Source organism: Mucilaginibacter sp. P1_A3, from assembly GCF_056406855.1.
Genome location: NZ_JBFTZJ010000009.1, coordinates 188861 through 209251, shown reverse-complemented (window position 1 = coordinate 209251; position 20391 = coordinate 188861). Strand labels below are relative to the sequence as shown.

Genomic DNA, 20391 nt, shown 5'->3' with positions numbered 1-20391 from the left:
TGCAAAAATAGTAATTAATTTAATGCCAGCCAATATTTATTTCATTGAATTTCTTTTTATTTCAGAACACAGTATGGCTGTCGCTATTGCCACGTTCAATGATTCGGCCTTTCCAGCCCGTGGGATGGTTATTTTAGTAGTAATCAACCGTTCAATAGCCGGGCTTATTCCGTTACCTTCGTTACCCATAATTAGCAATCCCTCGGTGCCAAAATTACTGTTATAAATATTTTCACCATCAAGCATTGCCCCAAATATAGGCAAACCTGCTTGCGGTAAAACCTCTTCCAGGTTGGCGTAATGCACATTCACGCGCGCCAATGAGCCCATGGTAGCCTGTACCACCTTAGGATTGTACACATCCACTGTATCCTCGCTGCATATAATATCAGTAATGCCAAACCAATCGGCAGTACGTATAATGGTACCCATATTACCCGGATCCTGGATGCTATCAAGCACCAGGGAAAACTTTTGCTTCAGGCTGTTATAATTTAATGTTGCCCATATTGGTATTTTAATCAAACCAATTACATCTTGCGGGGTTTTCAATGTGCTGATTTTTTCGATATCCTTCATTGAAATCTCCTGAAAGTTTATTTTTCGGGATAAATTCAGCATTTTTGGAGCAATTGCGGGGGTATGGTATATGCTATCCACCTGGTAGCCTGAGCTTATAAATTCAATTACTGATTTATAACCCTCAACCAGGAAAAAGCCATGTTCCCTTCTAAATTTTTTATGTTGTAAGGATGTTAATAAACTGATTTGTGATTTTGAAAGCATATATAAAACCTGCTGGTTACCGCCTTACAATATTAAGTATTTTGCTGCTCATTATTTGGTCGGGCTGCAGTGTTACCCGCGGAATAAAAAAAGATCAGGCACTGGTGCGTAAAATCACCATAAAAGGCATCGATGAAGAATTTGAAGAAGTAGCTTTAAATTACGTTGATAAAGAGCAACAACCCAACAATAAACTCAATCTTCAATTTTATTATTGGTTTAGTAACAACGGAAAACGCAATATTGGCGAGGCTCCAGCCATACTTGATAGTAACTTAGTTGAATATTCGCGCTTCCAGATAGAAAAATATATCCAGAATCGCGGCTATTTGAAAGCAAGGGTAACTGATACTATTGTGATTAAAAAACGGCGCGCCGAGCTGATTTTTGCCGTGCACGAAGGCCCAATGTTTCATATCCGTAAGATTGAAGACAGCATTCCTGATAAAAATATCAAAAATATTTACTTTGCAAACCGCAATAAAATATCACACATACAACCTGGTGCCCGGTTTGATACCGATAGCTTAGCACATGACCGTGATGAGCTTTACCTGCTCATGAAACGCAATGGTTATTTTGATTTTTACAGGCAATACATCAATTTTAATTACGACTCCACTTTTAACAGCAGCGTAGTTGATATTAAAATGATGATAGATAACCCCGCAGGTAAAACAGAACACCCTGTTTATAAAATTAATAATACGCTGGTAACCATATCAGCAAGTAATGGCAGAACAGTTGGTAAGGCCGATACAATACAGGTTGATTCTCAATTCAGGTTTGTTGATTTTTCACATCGTTTTAAGCCACGTGTAGTTGTTGATTACACTTATCAAAAAAAGGGGCAGCTATTCGATATTGATAAACAAACCCTAACTACCACCCGCCTATCGGAGTTAAATGTTTTCAGAAATGTACCTAACCCTACTTATGAAAAACTTCCCGATAGTACCCACCGCTTAAATACAAAAATTGATATTATACCACTTAAACACTACTCGGACCGGGTAGAAGGCGAGTTTCTGTTTGCAAACGGCCGCTATGGATACAATATAGGCAATACGTTTACAAACCGTAACCTGTTTATGCAGGCCGCTATATTACAGCTAAAACTTAACTGGAGTATTTTGTTTGATAATGGCACAAATACCGCCAGCAGTGCCAATATTCAGAACCAGGAATTTAGGGCAGGTGCAAATTTGATATTTCCACGCATCATATCCCCTTTCAATTTTGCACTACTGGGTAAATATGGTGTACCACATACCACGTTTTCTACCAACTACTCCCTGTTTTACCAAAAGGGACTGGTAACCCGCCAAAGTTTTGTTAACTCCATTAGTTACGATTTTTACGAAACCGGCCGCAAGCTGCATACGGTTACGCCTATAAATATCGAATTTTCAAAAGGGGTAATTGACCCGGCCGCGCGTGATACCTTGTTGGCGCATGATAGGTTTGCCTATGTAAAACTAATTGGCCGCACGGTGTTTACAACTGGTAGCCAATATACATTTCAATATAATGCCATTGAATTAAACTCCTATAGTAATTTTAATTATTTCCGTGGAAGCCTGGATATAGGAGGTAACTTCCTGAGCCTGTTGGGCAATACCTTTAACACACCGAGAGATACACTTGGTCAGCGTAAAATTTTAGGATATACATTTTCTCAATACACCAAAACTGAAATCGACTTTCGCATTTACCGAACACTGGGCGGCGAACGGCAGTTTGTGTTTCGCATTAACCCGGGCATTGGTGTGCCCTATGGTAATAGCAATGAGTTAATATTTGAAAAAAACTTTTACACCGGTGGCGCTAATGATATGCGCGCGTGGCTGCCCCGCACGCTTGGCCCCGGGCAGTTTAACAGGGCCACTGCTTACAAGGATGACCCAACATCATTTGCCCGCTTAAAATACCTTGATCAGTTTGGCGAAATAAAGATAGTAGCCAATGCCGAATATCGATATAAGCTGGCAGATAACTTTTTTGGTGCAAAACTAAAAGGGGCTGTTTTTGTGGATGCCGGCAACGTGTGGAGACTGGGCAAAAAAGCCGAAAGCCCGAATGGCGAATTCAGGCTTGATAACGTTTTACAATCAACAGCGGTTGGTATTGGCACAGGTTTACGGTTCGACCTTGGATTCTTTATTTTCAGGCTTGATGCCGCATTTAAATTTAAAGACCCCCAGTTTAACGGAACCGACCAATGGGTACTGCTCAAGCACCCGAACGAACTTTTCCATACAGGGGCATTTAAAACGGCTTATTCAAACAACAATGCAGGCGATACCTATAATTTTATGCAGCTAAATTTTGGCATAGGATTGCCTTTTTAATTGGTGACTTTGAGAGTTAGGGACTTTGAGCCCTTTGCGTTAAGCTCTCCCGGCTAAAACAGCCCCTTTAAACCATCAACAGCGCTTTCAAAAAAGGTGTGCATGCTTAAGCCATTATGGTAATTAAAATACAGGAATATGCAGAATATGATAACCGCTATAATGATGAACCGCTTAAACATATAGGCCAGTAGTACCAAAATTAACGGGATAGCGATCAGGAACATGATACTGATATGAATAGGGCTTAATTTACTATCGTGCTTGTAAATATAATACAGTATGCCATGGGTACCGCTTTCGTTAACATGCTTGGCATATAAAAAGGTGGAGCGATCTATCTTTTGCCTGTAAAAGGCAACTCCCTTTTCAAACTTTAACTGGTACTCAAAGCCGTTCATGATAAAGGTGAACCGGCCGTTTACGTTCTCCTGCGTTACCCCGGCTGTATCTGTAGCTATAATAGCCACCTGGTCTGTCCCGAAAGGGTTTTCTTTAACTACAAAATGATTTATGGCTATCGCATCCGCAAAAACAAAGCTGTGTGAAGCAGCAACAAGGCACAATAAAAGCAATATTTTTTTCATCTGTTAATAAACCAAGTGTTAAAATGTTCGCAATAAAAATAGTGTTTTTTTGTACTATCTGTTTAGTAAATAAATACTCGCGTTAAGTACACCGGCAAAACTAACCCACAGCAAATAGGGCCAAAGTAGCTTCCCTGCAACCTTATTGTATTTATTAAACCAGTTAATATTTAAGACAATACTTATCCACAGCAATATAATGATGATCAGGGCTCCAAATACCTGGTGCAAGCCAAAAAACACTATCGACCATAAAAAGTTAAGGCTCAACTGTGCAAAGTAAATAGTACGGGTTATTTTAAAGGCAGGTTTGCGGCTCCGGTGTTTCCAAACCAGGTAGGCGGCTGTGGCTATCATAAAATAAATCACTATCCATACCGGGGCAAAAAGCCAGGGTGGCGGGTTAAATGATGGCTTTTTAAGCACACTGTACCAGCCGGCAATTTGGGGCCGGGTAAACAATGCAGCAACTATACCTATTGCCAGTGTAATTATTAAACTGACCAGGAATGGAAAAAACTGGAATTTTCTGGTTACAGGCGGGGTCATAGTTTTATGAAACCAATAAAATAGCAATAAGTTTTAGCTTAAATTATTACAAACGCATTATGCAAACGCCATAGTTAAAAATCATAAATATATTAGCTTAGCAACCATTGCAATAAGTAAATAAAAATGATAAAAGCTTATAAACTATATACCGGTGATGACGGGCACTCCCATGTGCAAGCAGGAACAGTAACCGAAATGATTTTTAACCAGGCTTCAACCATCAGGTTCCAGGAATCGCCGCCGCATTCGTTTTATGACTGGCACAACGCTCCTGCCAACCAATATGTGATTAATCTATCGGGCACATTGCAATTTGAAACCCGCCACGGCGAAACTTTCATTTTACGACCGGGTGAAATACTGATAGCCACCGATACAACCGGTACAGCCCATCAATGGAAGCTGATAGACGATGAACCCTGGCGACGGGCATATGTAGTGTTTGATGCCGGGCAGGAAGTAAACTTTGTGCCGGATGGGGATAAAAAATAAAGCCATGCAGGGTTGGCATTTCTGCCAACCCTGCATCCCGCTTGCAAGGCAATCTTTCACCTTGCCTGCAGGACCCGAACTAAGCTAAAAGCCTTACGGGATGACTTTTAAAACGGCTTATTAAATTTTATTTAACCCTCACGTATACGGAGCTAAAACCATCGCTTATAAACAACATATTTGATGCATATAATGTATCATTCCTGATCGTAAAGTCCGTCCTGTTTGATTCATCATCACCAATCTTCAACAGATCAATGGTTTGCGTTTGATATTTAAAATTCCTGATTATTGAATACTTGCTTTGCAATTCAAGCGAGTCATTTTTGTACAATTTAAAAGTGCTATTTGCGTCGTAAACCTGGGTTAAGTTATAGCCATCACTTGCAGGTGTTGCAGTCATTCCGGCTATGCCACCAACCGATTTTACCCAACGCCACCTGCCAACTATTGATATAGATGCAGGGCCCGGCGAGCCATTTTTATGACATGAACTCACACCGCACAATAAAAGCGCGACAATTACAAGGGTAAAGTATTTCATCATATCAGGTTATATAGAACATTACGGAGGCACTTATCACTATGCTACAAGGGGTTATAAATATTTGAAATATTTACTTAATCATTAATTTCAACAAAATTCTTTGTATCATTAAAGCATGATTATTGTTATCCAGTGTAAAGACCAGGTGGGCCTTGTTGCTTCCATATCGGCCATATTAGCAAAATACCAATTGAACATCGTTTCGATGCGTGAACATGTTGATAAAAGCGAGGACATATTTTTTATGCGCCTGGAAGTTGAAGATGGTAACAATGAAAATCTTGAGCAAAAACTTAAAGAAATTTTACCCGCCGGCGCTATTATTTCGGTTAACCCTATCCCCTATAAAAAAGTGGTTGTGCTGGTAACCAAGGAGTACCATTGCCTTGCCGATATACTAATCCGTAATCATTTTAAAACGCTTGGGGCAACCGTTCAATGCGTAATTGGCAACCATGCCACCCTGCAAAACATTTGCGAACGCTTCGATATGCCTTTTTACCATATCTCGCATGAGCAAACAAGCAAGGAAGAGTTTGAACAAAAAATAAGCGATACCATTGAACAACATGCGCCGGATTATGTGATACTGGCCAAATACATGCGCATTTTATCGCCTGCCTTTGTGGCAAAATTCCCTATGCGGATAATCAATATTCACCACTCCTTTTTACCTGCCTTTATTGGCGCTAATCCCTACCGAAAGGCTTTTGAACGCGGCGTTAAGCTGATAGGCGCTACAGCCCATTTTGTATCAAACGAGTTGGACGAAGGCCCCATCATTGCCCAACAGATTATCCCCGTAAATCATTCCTTTACCGCGGCAACCATGGTAAAGGCCGGGCAGGAAATTGAAACATCGGTATTAGCTAAAGCCCTAAAATTAATATTTGAAGACCGGGTGTTTGTTTCTAAAAACAAAACTGTGGTGTTTGAGTAATTCTGGGACATGAGTCTGCACCTCCGGATAAAAGGCATGGGATATTGACAGATACCTACTGCGCTTTAAACAATACAACTAAAAAGTATGAGGCCAAATTACCATCAGACCATTACCCGGTAATGATAATGGTGGACCATAAATGATCCACCATACATCTGAGATTTAGTTGATTTATAAAAAGGTCTTTATTCTACTATGAGGGTAGCAATGGAGTGTGGCATGCTGGTTGTTTTAGCAGCTTTACCTTTTATCCATAAACTGTATTCAATTTTCTCGTCGGTTTTATTCATTACTATTACGGCCAATTTGCCATTAGGGTTTAGGTAAGCTGTAGTTAAAAGTTTATCTCTGCTGGCTACAGCTGCTACACGCCTCGCGCCGGATTGAATATACTTGCTGAAATGGCCCAGGTAATAGTATGAGCTGGTGTAAATCAGGCTGCCATTACGTAAATCGGCATGTACGGGTGCAAAACAAAAGTTGCCTACGTGGTTGGGGCCGCCCTTTTCATCCAGCAGGATGTTCCAATCTGTCCAGGCTACTGTACCGCCATTAAAATCATTGATCATGGCCAGGCCATATGTTTCACCAAGCGACCAATCGTTAATTTTATTAAAATCAAATTTTTCGATGCAGCCTTCAGTAAAAATTAGGTTTTTGGCAGGAAATGCTTCGTGTGTTCGCCTTACAGCATCAAACTGCTGCCCTGCTCCTGTCCATGTTTCGTACCAGTGAAAACCTATACCCCAGATGTATTTTGCAGCGGCTGGGTCTTCCAGGATAGTGCTTGCGCGCTGGTAAAGTAAATCACGGTTATGATCCCAAACAATTAACTTTTTGCTGGCCAGCCCTTGTTTTTGCAATGTTGGGCCTAAAAAATTCTTCACAAAATCACGTTCCTCTTCGGCGGTATATTTACATGATTCCCAGGTTTGTGAAGCCATAGGCTCGTTTTGTACCGAAAGCCCCCATACCGGGATACCTTCATTTTCATAAGCCCTTATAAATTTGCCATAAAAATTGGCCCAGCTTTGATAGTACTTTGGCAAAAGCTTACCGCCGTGTAAAAGACTGTTATTATCTTTCATAAACGCGGGCGGGCTCCAGGGCGAAACAAATAAAGTAAGTTTACCGTCTGCAGCGGCCATCACGGCTTTTATAAAAGGAATTCGGTAAGCCCTGTCATGCCCGATGTTAAAGGTTTTCAGCGCGGCATCGCCCTCCTTTATATAGCTATAGCTCTCGCTCGAAAAATCGCAGCTCTGGATATTGGTACGGGCCAAGGTATAGCCAATACCTTTTTCTTTATCGTAATAGGCCGTTAAAAGCTCTTTTTGCTTGTCTTTAGGTAGTTTGTAAAAAGTTTCGGCAGATGCATCAGTTAACGCGCCACCAATACCAAGCATGGTTTGAAATGATTTTGCCGGATCAACAAACACAGAAACCTCTGTTTCGCCGGGCTGAGGGCTATCTGTAAACTTTAATGTTTCGGTATTTTTAAATTTAACACCAGCTTCATTATCAGAAACAATAACTTTTATATTCTTATTTTTAGTAGAGAATGGCGCTTTTACCTGGGCATTTACCAGCTGAGCAGGCAGTAAACCACCCGCTATAAAACAGGTAAATATTGCTTTTTTATTCATGGTGTATTTTAATTGGTTCACCGGTGCAACGTCGCCAATCAGGAGGGCGGTTCCGATATCCCAAATTAAGAAAGTTAATTTGAATAAAGCAATAAAAAAAGATATAAATAATTGATTTATAATTACTTGTTAGTTAAATAATACGGTTTAATACCAAGTAAACTGCACAAAAAACACACTCATAATCAGTTAGTTGTGCAATTATAAATCACATCGAAATATTGTTCTGATACGGTAAGCTACAGAAGTGTATTAAATACACCTACATAGGCTGATTTATACCACTTGTAATAGAATTTATTACTTTTTAATCTCCCCCTGGTTGCAGCGGAGGGTGGTTGTTTTGGCCTTGCAAATACCCGACTGCAGGATTTGCAAATAGCCATTAACTTAAGAGGTTGTTTAAATTTGATTCATTAACACATATTTGCGCGTCATTGCGAGTGGCAAAATCCGTGAACTCTGAAAAAGAATTGACGTTTAAAAGATTTGTCATCCTGAACGCAGTGCACTGTTGTCCGGTAAAAGATTTGAATAAAACTTTACCGGACAGCCGGTTGAGAAATGGCTGCGATATTTTCAGTGAAAACTTTTTTTTGAAGCTATAGCGCATTCACAACAAGTTAAATGGCAAAAATATCGAGGATTGGTGCTTTTTTTACCGGACAGCCGGTTCTTAAAAAAGAAATGAATTATTGAGTTTTTAGGGGGCTTGGTTTTGGAAATGCACAAAAAAAGGCCTTTTCTAGGCCTTAAGAGATGTTTTTATATATCAAACGAGATTTTACCGGACAACAGTGAACGCAGTGAAGGATCTATTCGCAGATTTACAGGGCGAAAAGCATGGCGAATAATAGATCCTTCGCTGCGTTCAGGATGACAAAAAGTTTTTTGTAAAAAAACGCCATGGATAAGCAATGACGATCTATTTTTATCAATCACTGGCTTTTTATTTGGATCCAGGGATCAATTCAATTGAGCGTTACCTCCCATCGGTATTATGCCCCCTTTTAATCATTTCTTTAACAGCCCTGGCTAAAAAAGCCTTATCATCATCATCAAGGTGAGTTTTTTTACCGCCACCGTTTATTTCATAAATGATCCGGCCGTTATCGTTTTCTGCTACCAAATCGTCACTATTATGACTAAATTTTACCGAACCATGTGGCGAAATACTTTTGATACCCTTTCCATCTTCGGTAAAATAGGTTTGCCCACGGTATTCAATTTTCACGCTTGTGCCATTGCTGTTCTCTACAATGGTGGTATGTCTTCCGCCAAAGCGGCAGGCTGTTGCCAGGGTTATTAAGCCCGCCAAAGCAATTAAAAGATGTATTTTTTTCATGATGCTAATTGTTGGTAATCAATGTCATCACAAAGCTAATATAAAACACAGTACTATACAATACATAGTACCATATTTATTATTAATAATTTTATTAGCGGTAATTTTTCAACATATCATCAACCAAAATACCATTAATGGTCATGCCTTGAGTATTACAATCAGCTATAGCTACATTTTTAAGATTACAATTATTAATCGCGCTGGCTTCCAGGTCGCAATCCTCAAAGCGCAGGGGTCGCTGTTTTGCATTTTCATCATAAGCGGGGTGCCCTTTAGGTGGCATACCAATGTTATGTAAATAGGCCCCGCCCAATTGTGCTCCTTCAATTTCAAGGTCGCTTAAATTGGCGTTTACAATTTTCAAATTACTCAAATCAACGTCGTTAAAACTCGACTTACTCATTTTTAACATTACAAATTTTGAACCCTCAAGGTGCGCGTGCCTGGCATAAATCATTTTTGTAGTTTCAATAATATTGATGCGTTCGGCATTGGTATCATCCTGATTACTTGACCTTTCCATATTTAATTTCTTTTTAGTAACCGAATTTAGGAATGATTACCTCAAACTACAATGGTAATACCAGACATTTTGAGGGTGCAATTGCGACAGTTGCCCTATTAATCACGCAACACTAAAATAAAAGTCGATATAGATCAGGCTATTAGAAAATAAATTGTTAACTTTCATTATCCAATTATGAAACCGCTCTTCTTTACGCTGAAAAGCCACCGTCATTTAATGGCTATTCCTGATACCGAAGCACACCTGAATGGACACCCGGTAATAAGCTATACCTATAGTTTATTTATTGACCGGGCTAAAGGCGACGTGAAACAAAGCTTCAGCAAGGAGGATATTTTGCACATGGATAAAATTACCGATCCTGATTACTTAGGCTTCGTTGCTTTTGAACAGCCCGCCAACGTATTTTCATATACAGCAGGCGAAAACACCCTAAGTGTAACCGAAATTGAGGAAGTTATTGAGTACCTAACCTTCATAAGAGGCAATCCCAATATGTGGAATCCCTTAGGTAACCTGTAGGCCTACTGATTGCAAATTACTTTACAAGTCTTTACCGGTAGTTTTTTTTAACTTAACCCCAGAAACCCTGTACCTTAATTTGGCCCGAAGGATAGCCCTGACTTTTGAGCATTTTGCGCAACTGGGCTACCATGGTATTGTTACCCGCCACATAAAAAACGGTATTATCAAGACTGTAACGCTGATCAAGCACCCACTCTATCAGGCTGTGGTGGCCGTAAACATCACGGCGGGGCACAGGCTCAATAGGTGTCCAAAAATATTCATTAAACAATTTGCGGTGATGCTCGTTGCCGATCACTACCCCACCCGAAAAACGCGTATGGGGCAGTACCATTTTTTGTAGGGCCAATAAATGCCCCATACTGCTTTCGTCGCCTAAGGCAACGATGGCCGATGTGCCAACCGGGCTTTGATTTGTTGTTCCCGCTTTAAGATAACTTACCGTATCATCCTTTTTTAATTGCCTGGCCCAGTTACTTCCCGGCCCATTATGCGCGGCATCAACATAAATGGTGCAGGTATGGGTTTCTGCATCCCAGCCAGATGGCGTGTAGTCTCTAAAGGTGAGCATATCCACTTTAAATTTTATGTAGGGAATCTCGCTCCATTCGGCCATATCTATTTGTGGCAGGTGCAGGTCTATTTCTATCATAGTACAGGGTTCCCAATACCTAACCTCAAGCACGTTTCCGGTTTGCAATCTGCTTTCAAACAGTTTACCGGCTCGTTGTTTAATTTTGTTAAGAGTAGATGTTTCCATGGTGTGTTAATTTTATTAACACAAAGAAAGGGGGTATTTATACTAAATAAAATGGCATACCTCCGGTAATGATTGGACTATTTACGGTAATCGGCCCTGAAAGCCAAAGGCGTGATCCCTTCCGCCTTTTTAAAAAACCTCGAAAAATAGGCATGATCTTCATATCCCAGCACATGGGCAATTTCTTTAACGTTCAACTGGCTATAGTACAGCAAACGTTTGGCCTCCAATATAATTTCCTGCCGGATCCAATAGCTTACAGAAAAGCCCGTCGCTTTTTTTAACGCTTCGTTCAGGTAGCTTTCTGATACATGCAGTTTTACGGCATAAGCTGATGGACTTTTCAACTCGCGAACATGCTCAACCAAGAGCTTTTTAAATTGTTGGGCCAATTGCGCCGGGCGCGAAAGTGCTAAGCGTTCATTACCCGTTTGGCTATAACAGGCGGCAGCAATCCCCAAAAAAGATTGCAGTAACGAGTGGACTACAGACAGGTAAAATGTGCCCTGATCATCTTCCCGATACTTTTCATAAAGAAGGCTTAACAGGCTTTTGCAATGACGCGCCTGTGTATCGTTTAAGCTAAATGGTTGCTGTAATAATAACTGGTTTTCGAAAATAGTTCGGTAGTCGGTCGATATCAGCATGGTATCTATGGCTATAAACCAACCAAAAGCACCATCATTTTTGATACGGTGATGCACCTGCCCCGGCAATACATAATAAAGATTAGCGGACTGAAATTCAATTTCATGAAAATCGATCATCAATGATGCTGAACCACCCTCTAAAACAAAAAATATATAGTGATCGTCCCTGTGCGCACCAATCGGCTCATCATCCTTAGGCATATCTCCTTCCAGGAAACGCGCAATCTCCAGGCCAGATGTGGCACGTTCTTTTAGCAGATGTACAGGAATATCTTTCATTGAGTTAAACTACGTCAGGACAAGTCATCTTCCACCCTATACTCTGCCTCATGCAAAATCTCAAACTTTACCGAGTTGGCAATAAAGCACAGTTTATTAGCCTCATGATGCAGCTCATCCGCTTTGGCTTGCATAGCAGCATCCTTCAGCGTAATCAAGGGCTTTAGTATTACCCGGGTAAAATAACCGCCGCCATCGTTGGTTTCTGCCATGGTGCCTTCTGCCCTATCTTCATAAGCTGTAACTACTATACCGGCTGTAGTGCAAAGATGCAGGTACCACAACATATGGCAGGCAGATACGGATGAAAGCAACAGATCCTCGGGGCTATAGCGGGATTTATCTCCCCTGAAAGCAGGGTCTGATGAGCCTAAAATATCCTTCTTACCCGTGCTGCTAATGGTATGACTACGCTCGTAAGAGCGATAATCTTTTGTTCCTTCACCCGTGTTACCCGTCCAGTTGATAGTAGCTTTATAGTGATGATGTTTCATGGGCTGATATTTCAATTAAACCGGTAAACTAAAAGGTTGGTCATTTTAAAAGATACCGCGGCGTAATGCTGACCAGTATCAGGGCATTTTAACAGATCACAGCTGATAAATTACTACTTATTACGCCTTGCTAATATATTTTGATGAGCCAGCTTTGCCAGGCTGGTATTACCACTTTGCCTGTCATGGTTTATTTGATGATAAACAATTAACCATTTACCGTTTTGTTTCTCCAGTTTGGTGTTGTAGGTGCCAATGGTTGTCCAAACTTCATCGCCAATAAAATGATCGGCTTTGCCAACATAAAACACATCGGCCTCCTTGTCATGAAGCTGCACTTTAAATTCCGAAAGCTGGTGTTCGGTTCTGTCAAATCCAGTCAAAAAGGATTCCCAGGCATGAATTACCTGTTCATGATTATATACAGATGGCTCTGTATTGTTCATTGACGAATAATCCAGAAAAACATCTTTTGCCAATACGCTTAACCCCAACGGCCAATCACGGTCATCAATCCCTTTAAATAAAGTTGCTATTGCCTGAGTTATTTTTTGACCTTCCATGGTATTTAGATGTAAAGCTATTGAATTTGTTTCAAACCCATGCCCACAATTAGCATCTATATCGATTATCATGTTTAAAACTATTCCATTCCCTTAGTTGTCACCAACTGATCATTAATAGCCTGTAATTTTTCTATAGTCGCATTCATTTCGACTTGTTGCCTTCTAAATTCCTTTGGGCTTATATAAAAATAAACAAATACTAATGCTGCAAACGGACATATGTAAGCCACGCTTCCCCATAAAACACCTATCTTTTTAACAAATTCTATCATATACAATAACAGCCCTGCACCCAAAAACAAAAAGTATAGGTCCAGCACCTTGGTTTGAATAAAACGTTGCTTCTTTTGTATAGCAACCAATTCGGCCAAATAAGTGAATGTATCAGCATCCGGGTGACTTTTAAACATATTGAGGTACAAACCACTATTTATTAAAGCAAAAGAAATAATGGGAAAAATGATCAGGATGATACCTGCTTTGGTGGTAAGTACATGGGTATTTAAATTAATGCCAACCATAATTACGATAATACTGATTACCGCCAACGTAAGGTTACTCCATATTAATTTACTCCTGGTTTTGCGCTTCAAATCCATCGCTTTGCTGATCACCGAATTTATATCGGGCTTTGCAGCGTAGGGCTGCTGCTGCCAAAGGGCCTTAAAATCAATATTGCTGCTCATATTTTTTGAATTTTTGAGATAGTTTTTCCTTAATTCTGTAAACTTTTACCCTGATATTGGTTTCTGAGAGCCCCGTAATGCTGGCTATTTCGGCTTGCTTGATATCTTCCAGCTCCAGCGAAATAATAATGCGGTCGATCTCTGGCAGTTCGGCTATGCATTTGTACAGCAGCTGTACCTGGCTTTCGGTATCAGGTGGTGGTTTATCTTCCAGGTCAACAGGCATTTCGCTAAAGGGCATCCGGTTTTGTTTTTCCAGTTGGCGGAGGCAATAGTTTGATGCAATCCGGAAGATCCAGGTACCAATAGCCGATTCGTTACGAAACTGCCCCAGCTTTTGCCATACCACAATAAAAGTTTCCTGCGTAACATCCCGGGCCCGCTCATGATCGTTCATGTACCCCATACATACACGGAATATTTTATTATAATAAGTATCGTAGATTTCCTCGAACGACATACACTGTTGCTTATGCCCGTTTAGATACAGGCTTTTTTAAAATGCTACATTTAAATCAAAAGATTTATCAATTGCAAATTTGATGTAACTTGAACCGGCAATTGCATGCTTTAATATTTTTTTACAGGCATTGTCCTATTCGGCAAAAACCAATCGTCTTATGGTTTTAATCACTAAATTTAACACATCATGAACGAGTTCTTATTGATTTTCAGACAAGTTGAAACACCAGGTGCAGAAGCGCCTTCGCCAGAGCAAATGCAAAATACCATGAAACAATGGATGGACTGGCTGGGCGGCATTGCAGCGCAAAACAAACTGGTTAGCAATGGAAACCGCCTGTATGGTGGTACCGGTTCTGTTGTAAGGCCGGGCGAAGTAGTTACCAATGGCCCTTATGTTGAAATTAAGGAATTGATAGGCGGTTATTCCATCATCAGGGCTGATTCCTTGGAAGAGGCTACAGAAATATCAAAAGGCTGCCCAATTCTGCGCGTTGGTGGCAATGTAGAAGTACGCCAGATTGTACCGATGAATATGTAAAATAATTGAGCCACCTTCTGTTGCAGGAGGTGGCATTTTTATTGTGATGAACAAAACAGAGCTGCTGCCCCATCTATTCCGCACCGAATACCGAAAAATAGTATCGGTGCTGTACAAGCATTTTGGTTTTGAATACCCGGAGATAGCCGAGGATATTGCCAGCGAAACTTTTTTGAGTGCCGCCGAAACCTGGGGACTCAAGGGCTTACCCGATAACCCGGTAGGCTGGCTTTATGCCGTAGCCCGCAACAGGGCCAAGGACCATTTACGGCGAAACAAGATCTTTAACCAAAAAATCACCCCTATACTTCAATCCGAGCAGGAGGATTATATAGATTTTGAAATTGATCTTTCTGATAAGCACATCAGGGACAGCCAGCTGCAGCTGATGTTTGCCATTTGCCAGCCCGTATTGCCTCCCGAAGCACAGATTGGCCTAGCCTTACGCATCCTTTGCGGTTTTGGGATAGATGAAATTGCCGATGCATTTTTATCAAACAGGGCAACTATTAACAAGCGTTTATTTAGAGCGAAGGAAAAACTGCGGGAACAAAAGGTTAAAATTGAATTTCCAGCCTTGGCCGGGATAGGTGCAAGAATACAAAGTGTTTTAACAACCTTGTATTTATTGTTTAACGAAGGGTACTATTCCACCAGCCAGGATACCACGCTACGCAAGGATCTTTGCCTGGAAGCTATGCGCCTTACCTATTTACTTATAGAAAACGAGGCTACCAACCTGCCCGAAGCAAACGCTTTGATGGCGCTCATGTGTTTCCACTCATCGCGCTTTGACGCCCGAACAGATGAGCAGGGCGAAATGATCCGCTATGATGACCAGGATACCAATCTTTGGAATGAAGAACTGATTGAAAAAGGCAAACACTACCTCAACCTTGCATCAAAAGGCGACCAAATAAACAAATACCATTTAGAAGCCGCAATAGCTTACTGGCATACAGTTAAGGATGATACTACCCAAAAATGGGAAGGCATTTTACAACTTTATAACCGCCTGCTACAAATTACCTACTCACCTGCTGCAGCCTTAAACCGTACCTATGCCTTATATAAGGCCCGTGGCAAACAAGAGGCCATTATTGAAGCCGAGAAGCTAAAGCTCACCGATAATCATTTATATCATGTTTTACTGGGGCACCTTTATACAGATGTGAATAAACAAATAGCTCTAAACCATTTGCAAACCGCACTAAAACTTACCAAAACCGCCAGCGAAAAAAACAGGATCGTTAAAGACATTGAACAATTGGGGTAAAAAAGATAAACCCTTATCGAATGCTTCCCGTTTCCAGGCTCTAATCCTTTACCCTTATGCCTTTGTCACTCTCCACCTTCGCCGCATCTGCCCGTTTCAACAGCTCTATCAGCTCATCAATCCGCATGGGTTTTGATATATAATCGTTCATGCCTACACTTAGGCAGGCTTCTTTATCTTCAGATAAGGCATTGGCTGTCATAGCGGCTATGTAGGGTTGTTTCAAACCAGCCTGGTTACGGATAAATTTAGTTGCTTCAAGGCCATCGAGTTCGGGCATCTGTACATCCATTAACACCACATCGTACTGCTTTTCGGTTATTTTTTCAAGTACCTCGTAGCCATTGTTCACCATATCTATGGTGTAACCCAATTTATTCAGCACGCGCTCAACTAACTTTTGGTTAATAAGGTTATCCTCGGCTACCAATATTTGCAAGGGGTGCTGCAAAGCGAAACCATTTTGCAGTAAAACCTTTTGCTCATCTTTAACCGGCGATTCGTCCTTCTGGTTTGTCAGGGCGGCGTTTATGCTCTTCCACAAATTATTTTGCTTAACGGGCTTAGTGAGGATAGCCGAAAAAAGTTTCGGGAACTTTTTCCTGGTTTCATCCCCAATGGAGCTTAGCATAATTACCGGCAATGGTTTTGCACTTTTATTAATGGCTTTAGCCATGCTCACACCATCATCATTCGGCATTTGCATATCGGTTATAACAAGTGATATACTTTTATCCTGTTTTAAAATCCCAAGCGCCTGTTTTACAGATGTGGCAAGTATTGGTTCCAGTTTCCATTGCTGCAACTGATTTTTGAGGATGAGTAAATTAGTATCATTATCATCAACCAGCAGTACTTTTTTGCCTTCAACCTGGGCCAGGTTTGAGGGATATAAATGGTATGTTGATGGTATCTTACTCCGGTTTGCTTTAATGCTGAACTTGAAAACAGAGCCTTGTCCATAAATGCTTTCCACTCCAATTTCGCCTCCCATTAGTTTTACAAGGCGCTCGCTTATGATGAGCCCTAAACCAGTACCGCCATATTTGCGCGTTGTTGATGAATCAACCTGCGAAAATGCCTGGAAAAGATTCTGAATCTTATTTTCGGGAATGCCAATGCCGGTGTCCCTAACACTAAACCCGATCTCAATCTCGTCATGGCCAAGATCCTTCATCAGGAAAATATCAACAAACACCTCACCCTGTTGGGTAAACTTTATGGCGTTATTAACCAGGTTGATCAATACCTGTTTAACACGCAGACTATCACCTACAATTTGTACAGGCAGCGCATAATCTATCTGGTATATCAAGTCAAGATTCCGCTCGGAGCTTCGTTTGGAGAAAAGATCCATCACCTCCTCAACACTCTGCCTCAGATCAAAATCATCATGCTCCAGATCCATACTGCCCGATTCTATTTTGGAAAAATCCAGGATATCATTGATTACATTAACAAGGTTATCGCCACAGGTTACAATGGTTTCTGCAAACTCCTTTTGCTCTTCGTTCAATTCGGTTTCCATCAGCAGCGAAGCCATACCTATAACCCCGTTCATAGGGGTACGGATCTCATGGCTCATGATGGCCAGGAAAACACTTTTGGCCTGGTTGGCACGGTCGGCCTCCTGCCTGGCTTGCTGCTCCTGCTCCCGCTGATCCATCAGTTCTTCTGATTGGGCCTGCAATTCCTCATTCAAAGCCTGCAGATTTTCTGATTGCGATTTTAACTCTTCTGATTGTTGCAGCACTTCGTGGGTACGCTCTTCTACTTCCTTCTCCAGCTTTCGCTTTTGTTTAATGATGCTGCTTATCCTATAGCGATATATTCCCCAGGCTATTCCTGCAATAGCTAACCCGGCTATTGTTTTAAACCACCAGGTATCCCAAAATGGCGGAACGATTATTAATTCAAGACTTAGCTGTTTGGCCGACCAATTACCAGAATTATCTTTGCATTTAACTTTAAACACATAATTACCGGGCGGCACGTTGGTGTAAACAGCCGTGTTTTTGCTGCCCACATAGTTCCAGGTTTTATCAAAGTTTTCTAATATGTAAGCATAATCCTGCTTATTGGCCGATATAAAACTTAAGGATACAAACTCAAATGATATGATGGACTGGTTATATTTGAGTGTGATGGATTTTGTTTCTGAAATTTCCTGCTTTAATGGCGAAGGATCATTGCCCCCTTTGCTTACCGGTACCGATTTGTTAAATAATTCAAAATCGGTTAATCTTAATATGGGTTCATTGGTTCCCCCCTTTATCATATCGGGGTTAAACCTGTTAAAGCCATTCAATCCTCCAAAGTAAATGTTACCCAAATGATCTTTTAATGCTGCATGCGGTTTAAATACATCGCCCTGCAGGCCATCTTCAATAGTAAAGTTTTTAAAAGTTTTATGATAAGGATCATAAAGCACCAGCCCCTTGCTGGTACTAATCCATAAGTCATTTTTACTATCCTCCTGGGTGGCGGAAGTAAAATTTGTTGACATGCCATCCTTTGTGGTAAAGGCTTTAAACCGCCTGGTTTTAGGATTGAGCATGTTTAAACCACCAAAAGTACACAACCATAAATTACCGGCATGATCCTCATAAATATCAACTACCGTATTATTGCTGATGCTATTCCCGCTTTTTTGGTGCATGAAGCGGATAAAGGAATTTGTTTTTTTATCATACAGGTTTAACCCTGCATCATTGGTACCTATCCAGATATTCCCGGCTTTATCACAAAAAATAGAATTGATGATGTTACTGCTTAAACTCGTTGTATCTTTTGGGTTATTTTTATAGGTAATGAAATTATTGGTGGCTGGCTGATACACACTTACACCACCGCCAAAAGTACCGGCCCATACTTTTTTTTCTTTATCAATAGCAACCTCATAAACATCATTTGCACCTATACTTGATGCATCGGCCGGGTTATGTTTGTAGGATTTAAATTTCCTGGTTTTTAAGTCCATATAATTCAACCCATCTCCCCAGGTGGCAACCCATAGATTTTGTCTGTCATCCTGCTTCACATCAAGCACATAGTTGCCGGATATGCTTGCTTTATCGGCATTTTTGTGTTGATATGATGTAAATAACCCTGTTTTACGATCAAGGATATTTAATCCCCCGCCATCGGTGCCTATCCAAATGTCCTGGTTTTTATCTTCAAGTAAACACAACACAAAATCATTTGACAGGCTTCTGCCCGAAGAGGTATGTTTAAAATGAGCAAAGCTGGCAGTACTTCTTTTTAAAAAATTTACTCCCCCGCCAAACATCCCAATCCACATATTGCCCATGTTATCCTTAGTAATTACATCTGCAGAGTTGTTGGTTATACTGCTGTTGTCAACATCATCATGCCTGTAAGTTGCAAAATGCTGCTTGCTGTAATTAAAAATGCTGATACCTCCATTTTCGGTTCCTATCCAAATGCTTTGACTAATACCTTCGGCAATACTTTGAATACTATTATTTGCCAGCGAGTTATCATTTGCAGGGTCATTAACAAAATGGCGAAAGGTACTGGTGGTATCATTAAACAAATTTAGGCCATGCTCAAAAGTGCCTACCCAAAGATGATTATCCCGGTCGCGCAAAATACTGGTTACCCGGTTTGCCGATATGGAAGTTACATCCCTGTCGCTATGTTTAAAACTTATAAAATCGTTGCTTTTAGGTCGGTAAAGATTAAGGCCCTGGTCAAAAGTGCCAATCCATAAGTTATTTTGGCGATCTTTATACAGGGTGGTTATCCGGTTGCTGCTTAAGCTGTTGTGGTTGCCTTTTTTATTTTTGAAATGTATTGATTCTCCGGTTTTGATATCAAATAAATTTAGGCCCTGAGTTGAGGTGCCGAGCCATAATTTATTATTACCTGCATAAATTATCCTGCTTACGTTGTCTTCAGATATGCTTTTGTTGTTCTTACCATTGTGCGCATAACGTTTAAAACGATCTGTTTTACGATCTAATTTGTTTAAGCCCTCGGATGTTGCTATCCAAAGATTGCCGTTATCATCCTCGGCAATATCAGCAATATAATTATTGGTAATAGTTGTTGGGTCGGTTGGATCATTACGGTAGATCTTAAATTTATAGCCATCATAACGATTAAGTCCATCGCCTGTGCCTATCCAGATAAAGCCCCGGCTATCCTGAAAAATGCAGTTAGGGTTAATTTCAGAAAGACCGTTTGCAGATTCCAGGTGCTCAAAATGAAGCTGCCTGTTTTGAGAAAATAACGATGCAGATATGGCAGTAAAAAAAATTATTAGTAAATATTTTAAGCCATTCATTTTTTGAAGATATAGATCAACAATAGTTAAAAGCAATTGCAGCGCTCAGCAGCATGAGTTACGTT

Annotated in this window: 20 protein-coding genes; 6 read left to right on the top strand and 14 right to left on the bottom strand. The window is 40.7% G+C overall.

Annotated features, from left to right (window positions below):
* Positions 1-36: 36 nt before the first annotated feature.
* Positions 37-786 (bottom strand): TrmH family RNA methyltransferase, encoded by a 750-nt coding sequence (locus AC1D0K_RS20315; RefSeq protein ID WP_477391298.1) that lies wholly within the window; start codon positions 784-786, stop codon positions 37-39.
* Here AC1D0K_RS20315 and tamL point away from each other — a divergent pair.
* Positions 777-3137, top strand: coding sequence for a translocation and assembly module lipoprotein TamL (gene tamL, locus AC1D0K_RS20310; RefSeq protein ID WP_477391299.1), 2361 nt, complete (start codon positions 777-779; stop codon positions 3135-3137). The two genes, AC1D0K_RS20315 and tamL, sit on opposite strands and share 10 nt — an antisense overlap.
* 53 nt (positions 3138-3190) lie before the next feature.
* Here tamL and AC1D0K_RS20305 read toward each other — a convergent pair whose 3' ends face one another.
* Both AC1D0K_RS20305 and AC1D0K_RS20300 read right to left on the bottom strand, forming a co-directional pair.
* Positions 3191-3724: a hypothetical protein gene (locus tag AC1D0K_RS20305; RefSeq protein WP_295720206.1), complete on the bottom strand. Its 534-nt coding sequence runs from the start codon at positions 3722-3724 to the stop codon at positions 3191-3193.
* 54 nt (positions 3725-3778) lie between these two features.
* On the bottom strand, positions 3779-4273 hold the full coding sequence (locus tag AC1D0K_RS20300) for a TspO/MBR family protein (RefSeq protein ID WP_477391300.1): 495 nt from the start codon (positions 4271-4273) through the stop codon (positions 3779-3781).
* Between the two features lie 126 nt (positions 4274-4399).
* On the opposite strand from AC1D0K_RS20300, the gene AC1D0K_RS20295 reads away from it, so the two are divergent.
* Complete coding sequence (locus AC1D0K_RS20295) at positions 4400-4768, top strand: hypothetical protein (protein ID WP_477391301.1); 369 nt, start codon at positions 4400-4402, stop codon at positions 4766-4768.
* A gap of 127 nt (positions 4769-4895) precedes the next feature.
* Here AC1D0K_RS20295 and AC1D0K_RS20290 read toward each other — a convergent pair whose 3' ends face one another.
* Positions 4896-5315, bottom strand: a complete 420-nt coding sequence (locus AC1D0K_RS20290) for a hypothetical protein (protein ID WP_477391302.1) — start codon at positions 5313-5315, stop codon at positions 4896-4898.
* A 115-nt stretch (positions 5316-5430) separates the two neighbouring features.
* Between AC1D0K_RS20290 and purU the strand changes: the two genes are divergently transcribed.
* A complete protein-coding gene (gene purU, locus AC1D0K_RS20285) occupies positions 5431-6255 on the top strand; it encodes a formyltetrahydrofolate deformylase (RefSeq protein WP_295720199.1) in 825 nt (274 codons plus the stop codon).
* 188 nt (positions 6256-6443) lie between these two features.
* Here purU and AC1D0K_RS20280 read toward each other — a convergent pair whose 3' ends face one another.
* The 3 genes from AC1D0K_RS20280 to AC1D0K_RS20270 all read right to left on the bottom strand — a co-directional run bounded on the left by AC1D0K_RS20280 (position 6444) and on the right by AC1D0K_RS20270 (position 9775).
* The gene (locus AC1D0K_RS20280; protein ID WP_477391303.1) at positions 6444-7904 is read right to left on the bottom strand and encodes a glycoside hydrolase family 30 protein; all 1461 of its coding nucleotides are present in this window, start codon (positions 7902-7904) and stop codon (positions 6444-6446) included.
* A 982-nt stretch (positions 7905-8886) separates the two neighbouring features.
* On the bottom strand, positions 8887-9249 hold the full coding sequence (locus AC1D0K_RS20275) for a hypothetical protein (protein WP_295720194.1): 363 nt from the start codon (positions 9247-9249) through the stop codon (positions 8887-8889).
* Between the two features lie 94 nt (positions 9250-9343).
* A complete protein-coding gene (locus AC1D0K_RS20270) occupies positions 9344-9775 on the bottom strand; it encodes a pentapeptide repeat-containing protein (RefSeq protein WP_477391304.1) in 432 nt (143 codons plus the stop codon).
* 177 nt (positions 9776-9952) lie between these two features.
* Here AC1D0K_RS20270 and AC1D0K_RS20265 point away from each other — a divergent pair, with 177 nt between their 5' ends.
* Entirely contained in the window at positions 9953-10300 is a 348-nt protein-coding gene (locus AC1D0K_RS20265; RefSeq protein ID WP_295720186.1) for a hypothetical protein, read from the top strand.
* 52 nt (positions 10301-10352) lie between these two features.
* On the opposite strand, the gene AC1D0K_RS20260 is transcribed toward AC1D0K_RS20265, so the two are convergent.
* The 6 genes from AC1D0K_RS20260 to AC1D0K_RS20235 form a co-directional block, all read right to left on the bottom strand.
* Positions 10353-11063 (bottom strand): SIP domain-containing protein, encoded by a 711-nt coding sequence (locus AC1D0K_RS20260; RefSeq protein ID WP_477391305.1) that lies wholly within the window; start codon positions 11061-11063, stop codon positions 10353-10355.
* 77 nt (positions 11064-11140) lie between these two features.
* A complete protein-coding gene (locus AC1D0K_RS20255; protein ID WP_477391306.1) occupies positions 11141-11992 on the bottom strand; it encodes a helix-turn-helix domain-containing protein in 852 nt (283 codons plus the stop codon).
* A 14-nt stretch (positions 11993-12006) separates the two neighbouring features.
* Positions 12007-12486 carry an OsmC family protein gene (locus AC1D0K_RS20250; RefSeq protein ID WP_477391307.1) on the bottom strand — a complete coding sequence of 160 codons (480 nt, stop codon included), beginning with the start codon at positions 12484-12486 and terminating at the stop codon, positions 12007-12009.
* A gap of 113 nt (positions 12487-12599) precedes the next feature.
* A complete protein-coding gene (locus tag AC1D0K_RS20245) occupies positions 12600-13121 on the bottom strand; it encodes a nuclear transport factor 2 family protein (protein WP_477391308.1) in 522 nt (173 codons plus the stop codon).
* Positions 13122-13129: 8 nt separating this feature from the next.
* Positions 13130-13738, bottom strand: coding sequence for a hypothetical protein (locus tag AC1D0K_RS20240; RefSeq protein WP_477391309.1), 609 nt, complete (start codon positions 13736-13738; stop codon positions 13130-13132).
* On the bottom strand, positions 13722-14198 hold the full coding sequence (locus tag AC1D0K_RS20235) for an RNA polymerase sigma factor (protein ID WP_477391310.1): 477 nt from the start codon (positions 14196-14198) through the stop codon (positions 13722-13724). Before AC1D0K_RS20235 ends, AC1D0K_RS20240 begins: the two co-directional genes overlap by 17 nt.
* A 189-nt stretch (positions 14199-14387) precedes the next feature.
* Here AC1D0K_RS20235 and AC1D0K_RS20230 point away from each other — a divergent pair, with 189 nt between their 5' ends.
* Positions 14388-14741 (top strand): YciI family protein, encoded by a 354-nt coding sequence (locus AC1D0K_RS20230; protein WP_295720167.1) that lies wholly within the window; start codon positions 14388-14390, stop codon positions 14739-14741.
* 46 nt (positions 14742-14787) lie between these two features.
* On the top strand, positions 14788-16017 hold the full coding sequence (locus tag AC1D0K_RS20225; RefSeq protein WP_477391311.1) for an RNA polymerase sigma factor: 1230 nt from the start codon (positions 14788-14790) through the stop codon (positions 16015-16017).
* 40 nt (positions 16018-16057) lie between these two features.
* On the opposite strand, the gene AC1D0K_RS20220 is transcribed toward AC1D0K_RS20225, so the two are convergent.
* On the bottom strand, positions 16058-20326 hold the full coding sequence (locus AC1D0K_RS20220; RefSeq protein ID WP_477391312.1) for a hybrid sensor histidine kinase/response regulator: 4269 nt from the start codon (positions 20324-20326) through the stop codon (positions 16058-16060).
* Between the last annotated feature and the right edge of the window lie 65 nt (positions 20327-20391).

Coding starts and splice junctions, on each gene's coding strand:
- AC1D0K_RS20315 (WP_477391298.1), bottom strand. CDS start 786: ATGCTTTCAAAATCACAAATCAGTTTATTAACATCCTTACAACATAAA.
- AC1D0K_RS20305 (WP_295720206.1), bottom strand. CDS start 3,724: ATGAAAAAAATATTGCTTTTATTGTGCCTTGTTGCTGCTTCACACAGC.
- AC1D0K_RS20300 (WP_477391300.1), bottom strand. CDS start 4,273: ATGACCCCGCCTGTAACCAGAAAATTCCAGTTTTTTCCATTCCTGGTC.
- AC1D0K_RS20295 (WP_477391301.1), top strand. CDS start 4,400: ATGATAAAAGCTTATAAACTATATACCGGTGATGACGGGCACTCCCAT.
- AC1D0K_RS20290 (WP_477391302.1), bottom strand. CDS start 5,315: ATGATGAAATACTTTACCCTTGTAATTGTCGCGCTTTTATTGTGCGGT.
- purU (WP_295720199.1), top strand. CDS start 5,431: ATGATTATTGTTATCCAGTGTAAAGACCAGGTGGGCCTTGTTGCTTCC.
- AC1D0K_RS20280 (WP_477391303.1), bottom strand. CDS start 7,904: ATGAATAAAAAAGCAATATTTACCTGTTTTATAGCGGGTGGTTTACTG.
- AC1D0K_RS20275 (WP_295720194.1), bottom strand. CDS start 9,249: ATGAAAAAAATACATCTTTTAATTGCTTTGGCGGGCTTAATAACCCTG.
- AC1D0K_RS20270 (WP_477391304.1), bottom strand. CDS start 9,775: ATGGAAAGGTCAAGTAATCAGGATGATACCAATGCCGAACGCATCAAT.
- AC1D0K_RS20265 (WP_295720186.1), top strand. CDS start 9,953: ATGAAACCGCTCTTCTTTACGCTGAAAAGCCACCGTCATTTAATGGCT.
- AC1D0K_RS20260 (WP_477391305.1), bottom strand. CDS start 11,063: ATGGAAACATCTACTCTTAACAAAATTAAACAACGAGCCGGTAAACTG.
- AC1D0K_RS20255 (WP_477391306.1), bottom strand. CDS start 11,992: ATGAAAGATATTCCTGTACATCTGCTAAAAGAACGTGCCACATCTGGC.
- AC1D0K_RS20250 (WP_477391307.1), bottom strand. CDS start 12,486: ATGAAACATCATCACTATAAAGCTACTATCAACTGGACGGGTAACACG.
- AC1D0K_RS20245 (WP_477391308.1), bottom strand. CDS start 13,121: ATGATAATCGATATAGATGCTAATTGTGGGCATGGGTTTGAAACAAAT.
- AC1D0K_RS20240 (WP_477391309.1), bottom strand. CDS start 13,738: ATGAGCAGCAATATTGATTTTAAGGCCCTTTGGCAGCAGCAGCCCTAC.
- AC1D0K_RS20235 (WP_477391310.1), bottom strand. CDS start 14,198: ATGTCGTTCGAGGAAATCTACGATACTTATTATAATAAAATATTCCGT.
- AC1D0K_RS20230 (WP_295720167.1), top strand. CDS start 14,388: ATGAACGAGTTCTTATTGATTTTCAGACAAGTTGAAACACCAGGTGCA.
- AC1D0K_RS20225 (WP_477391311.1), top strand. CDS start 14,788: ATGAACAAAACAGAGCTGCTGCCCCATCTATTCCGCACCGAATACCGA.
- AC1D0K_RS20220 (WP_477391312.1), bottom strand. CDS start 20,326: ATGAATGGCTTAAAATATTTACTAATAATTTTTTTTACTGCCATATCT.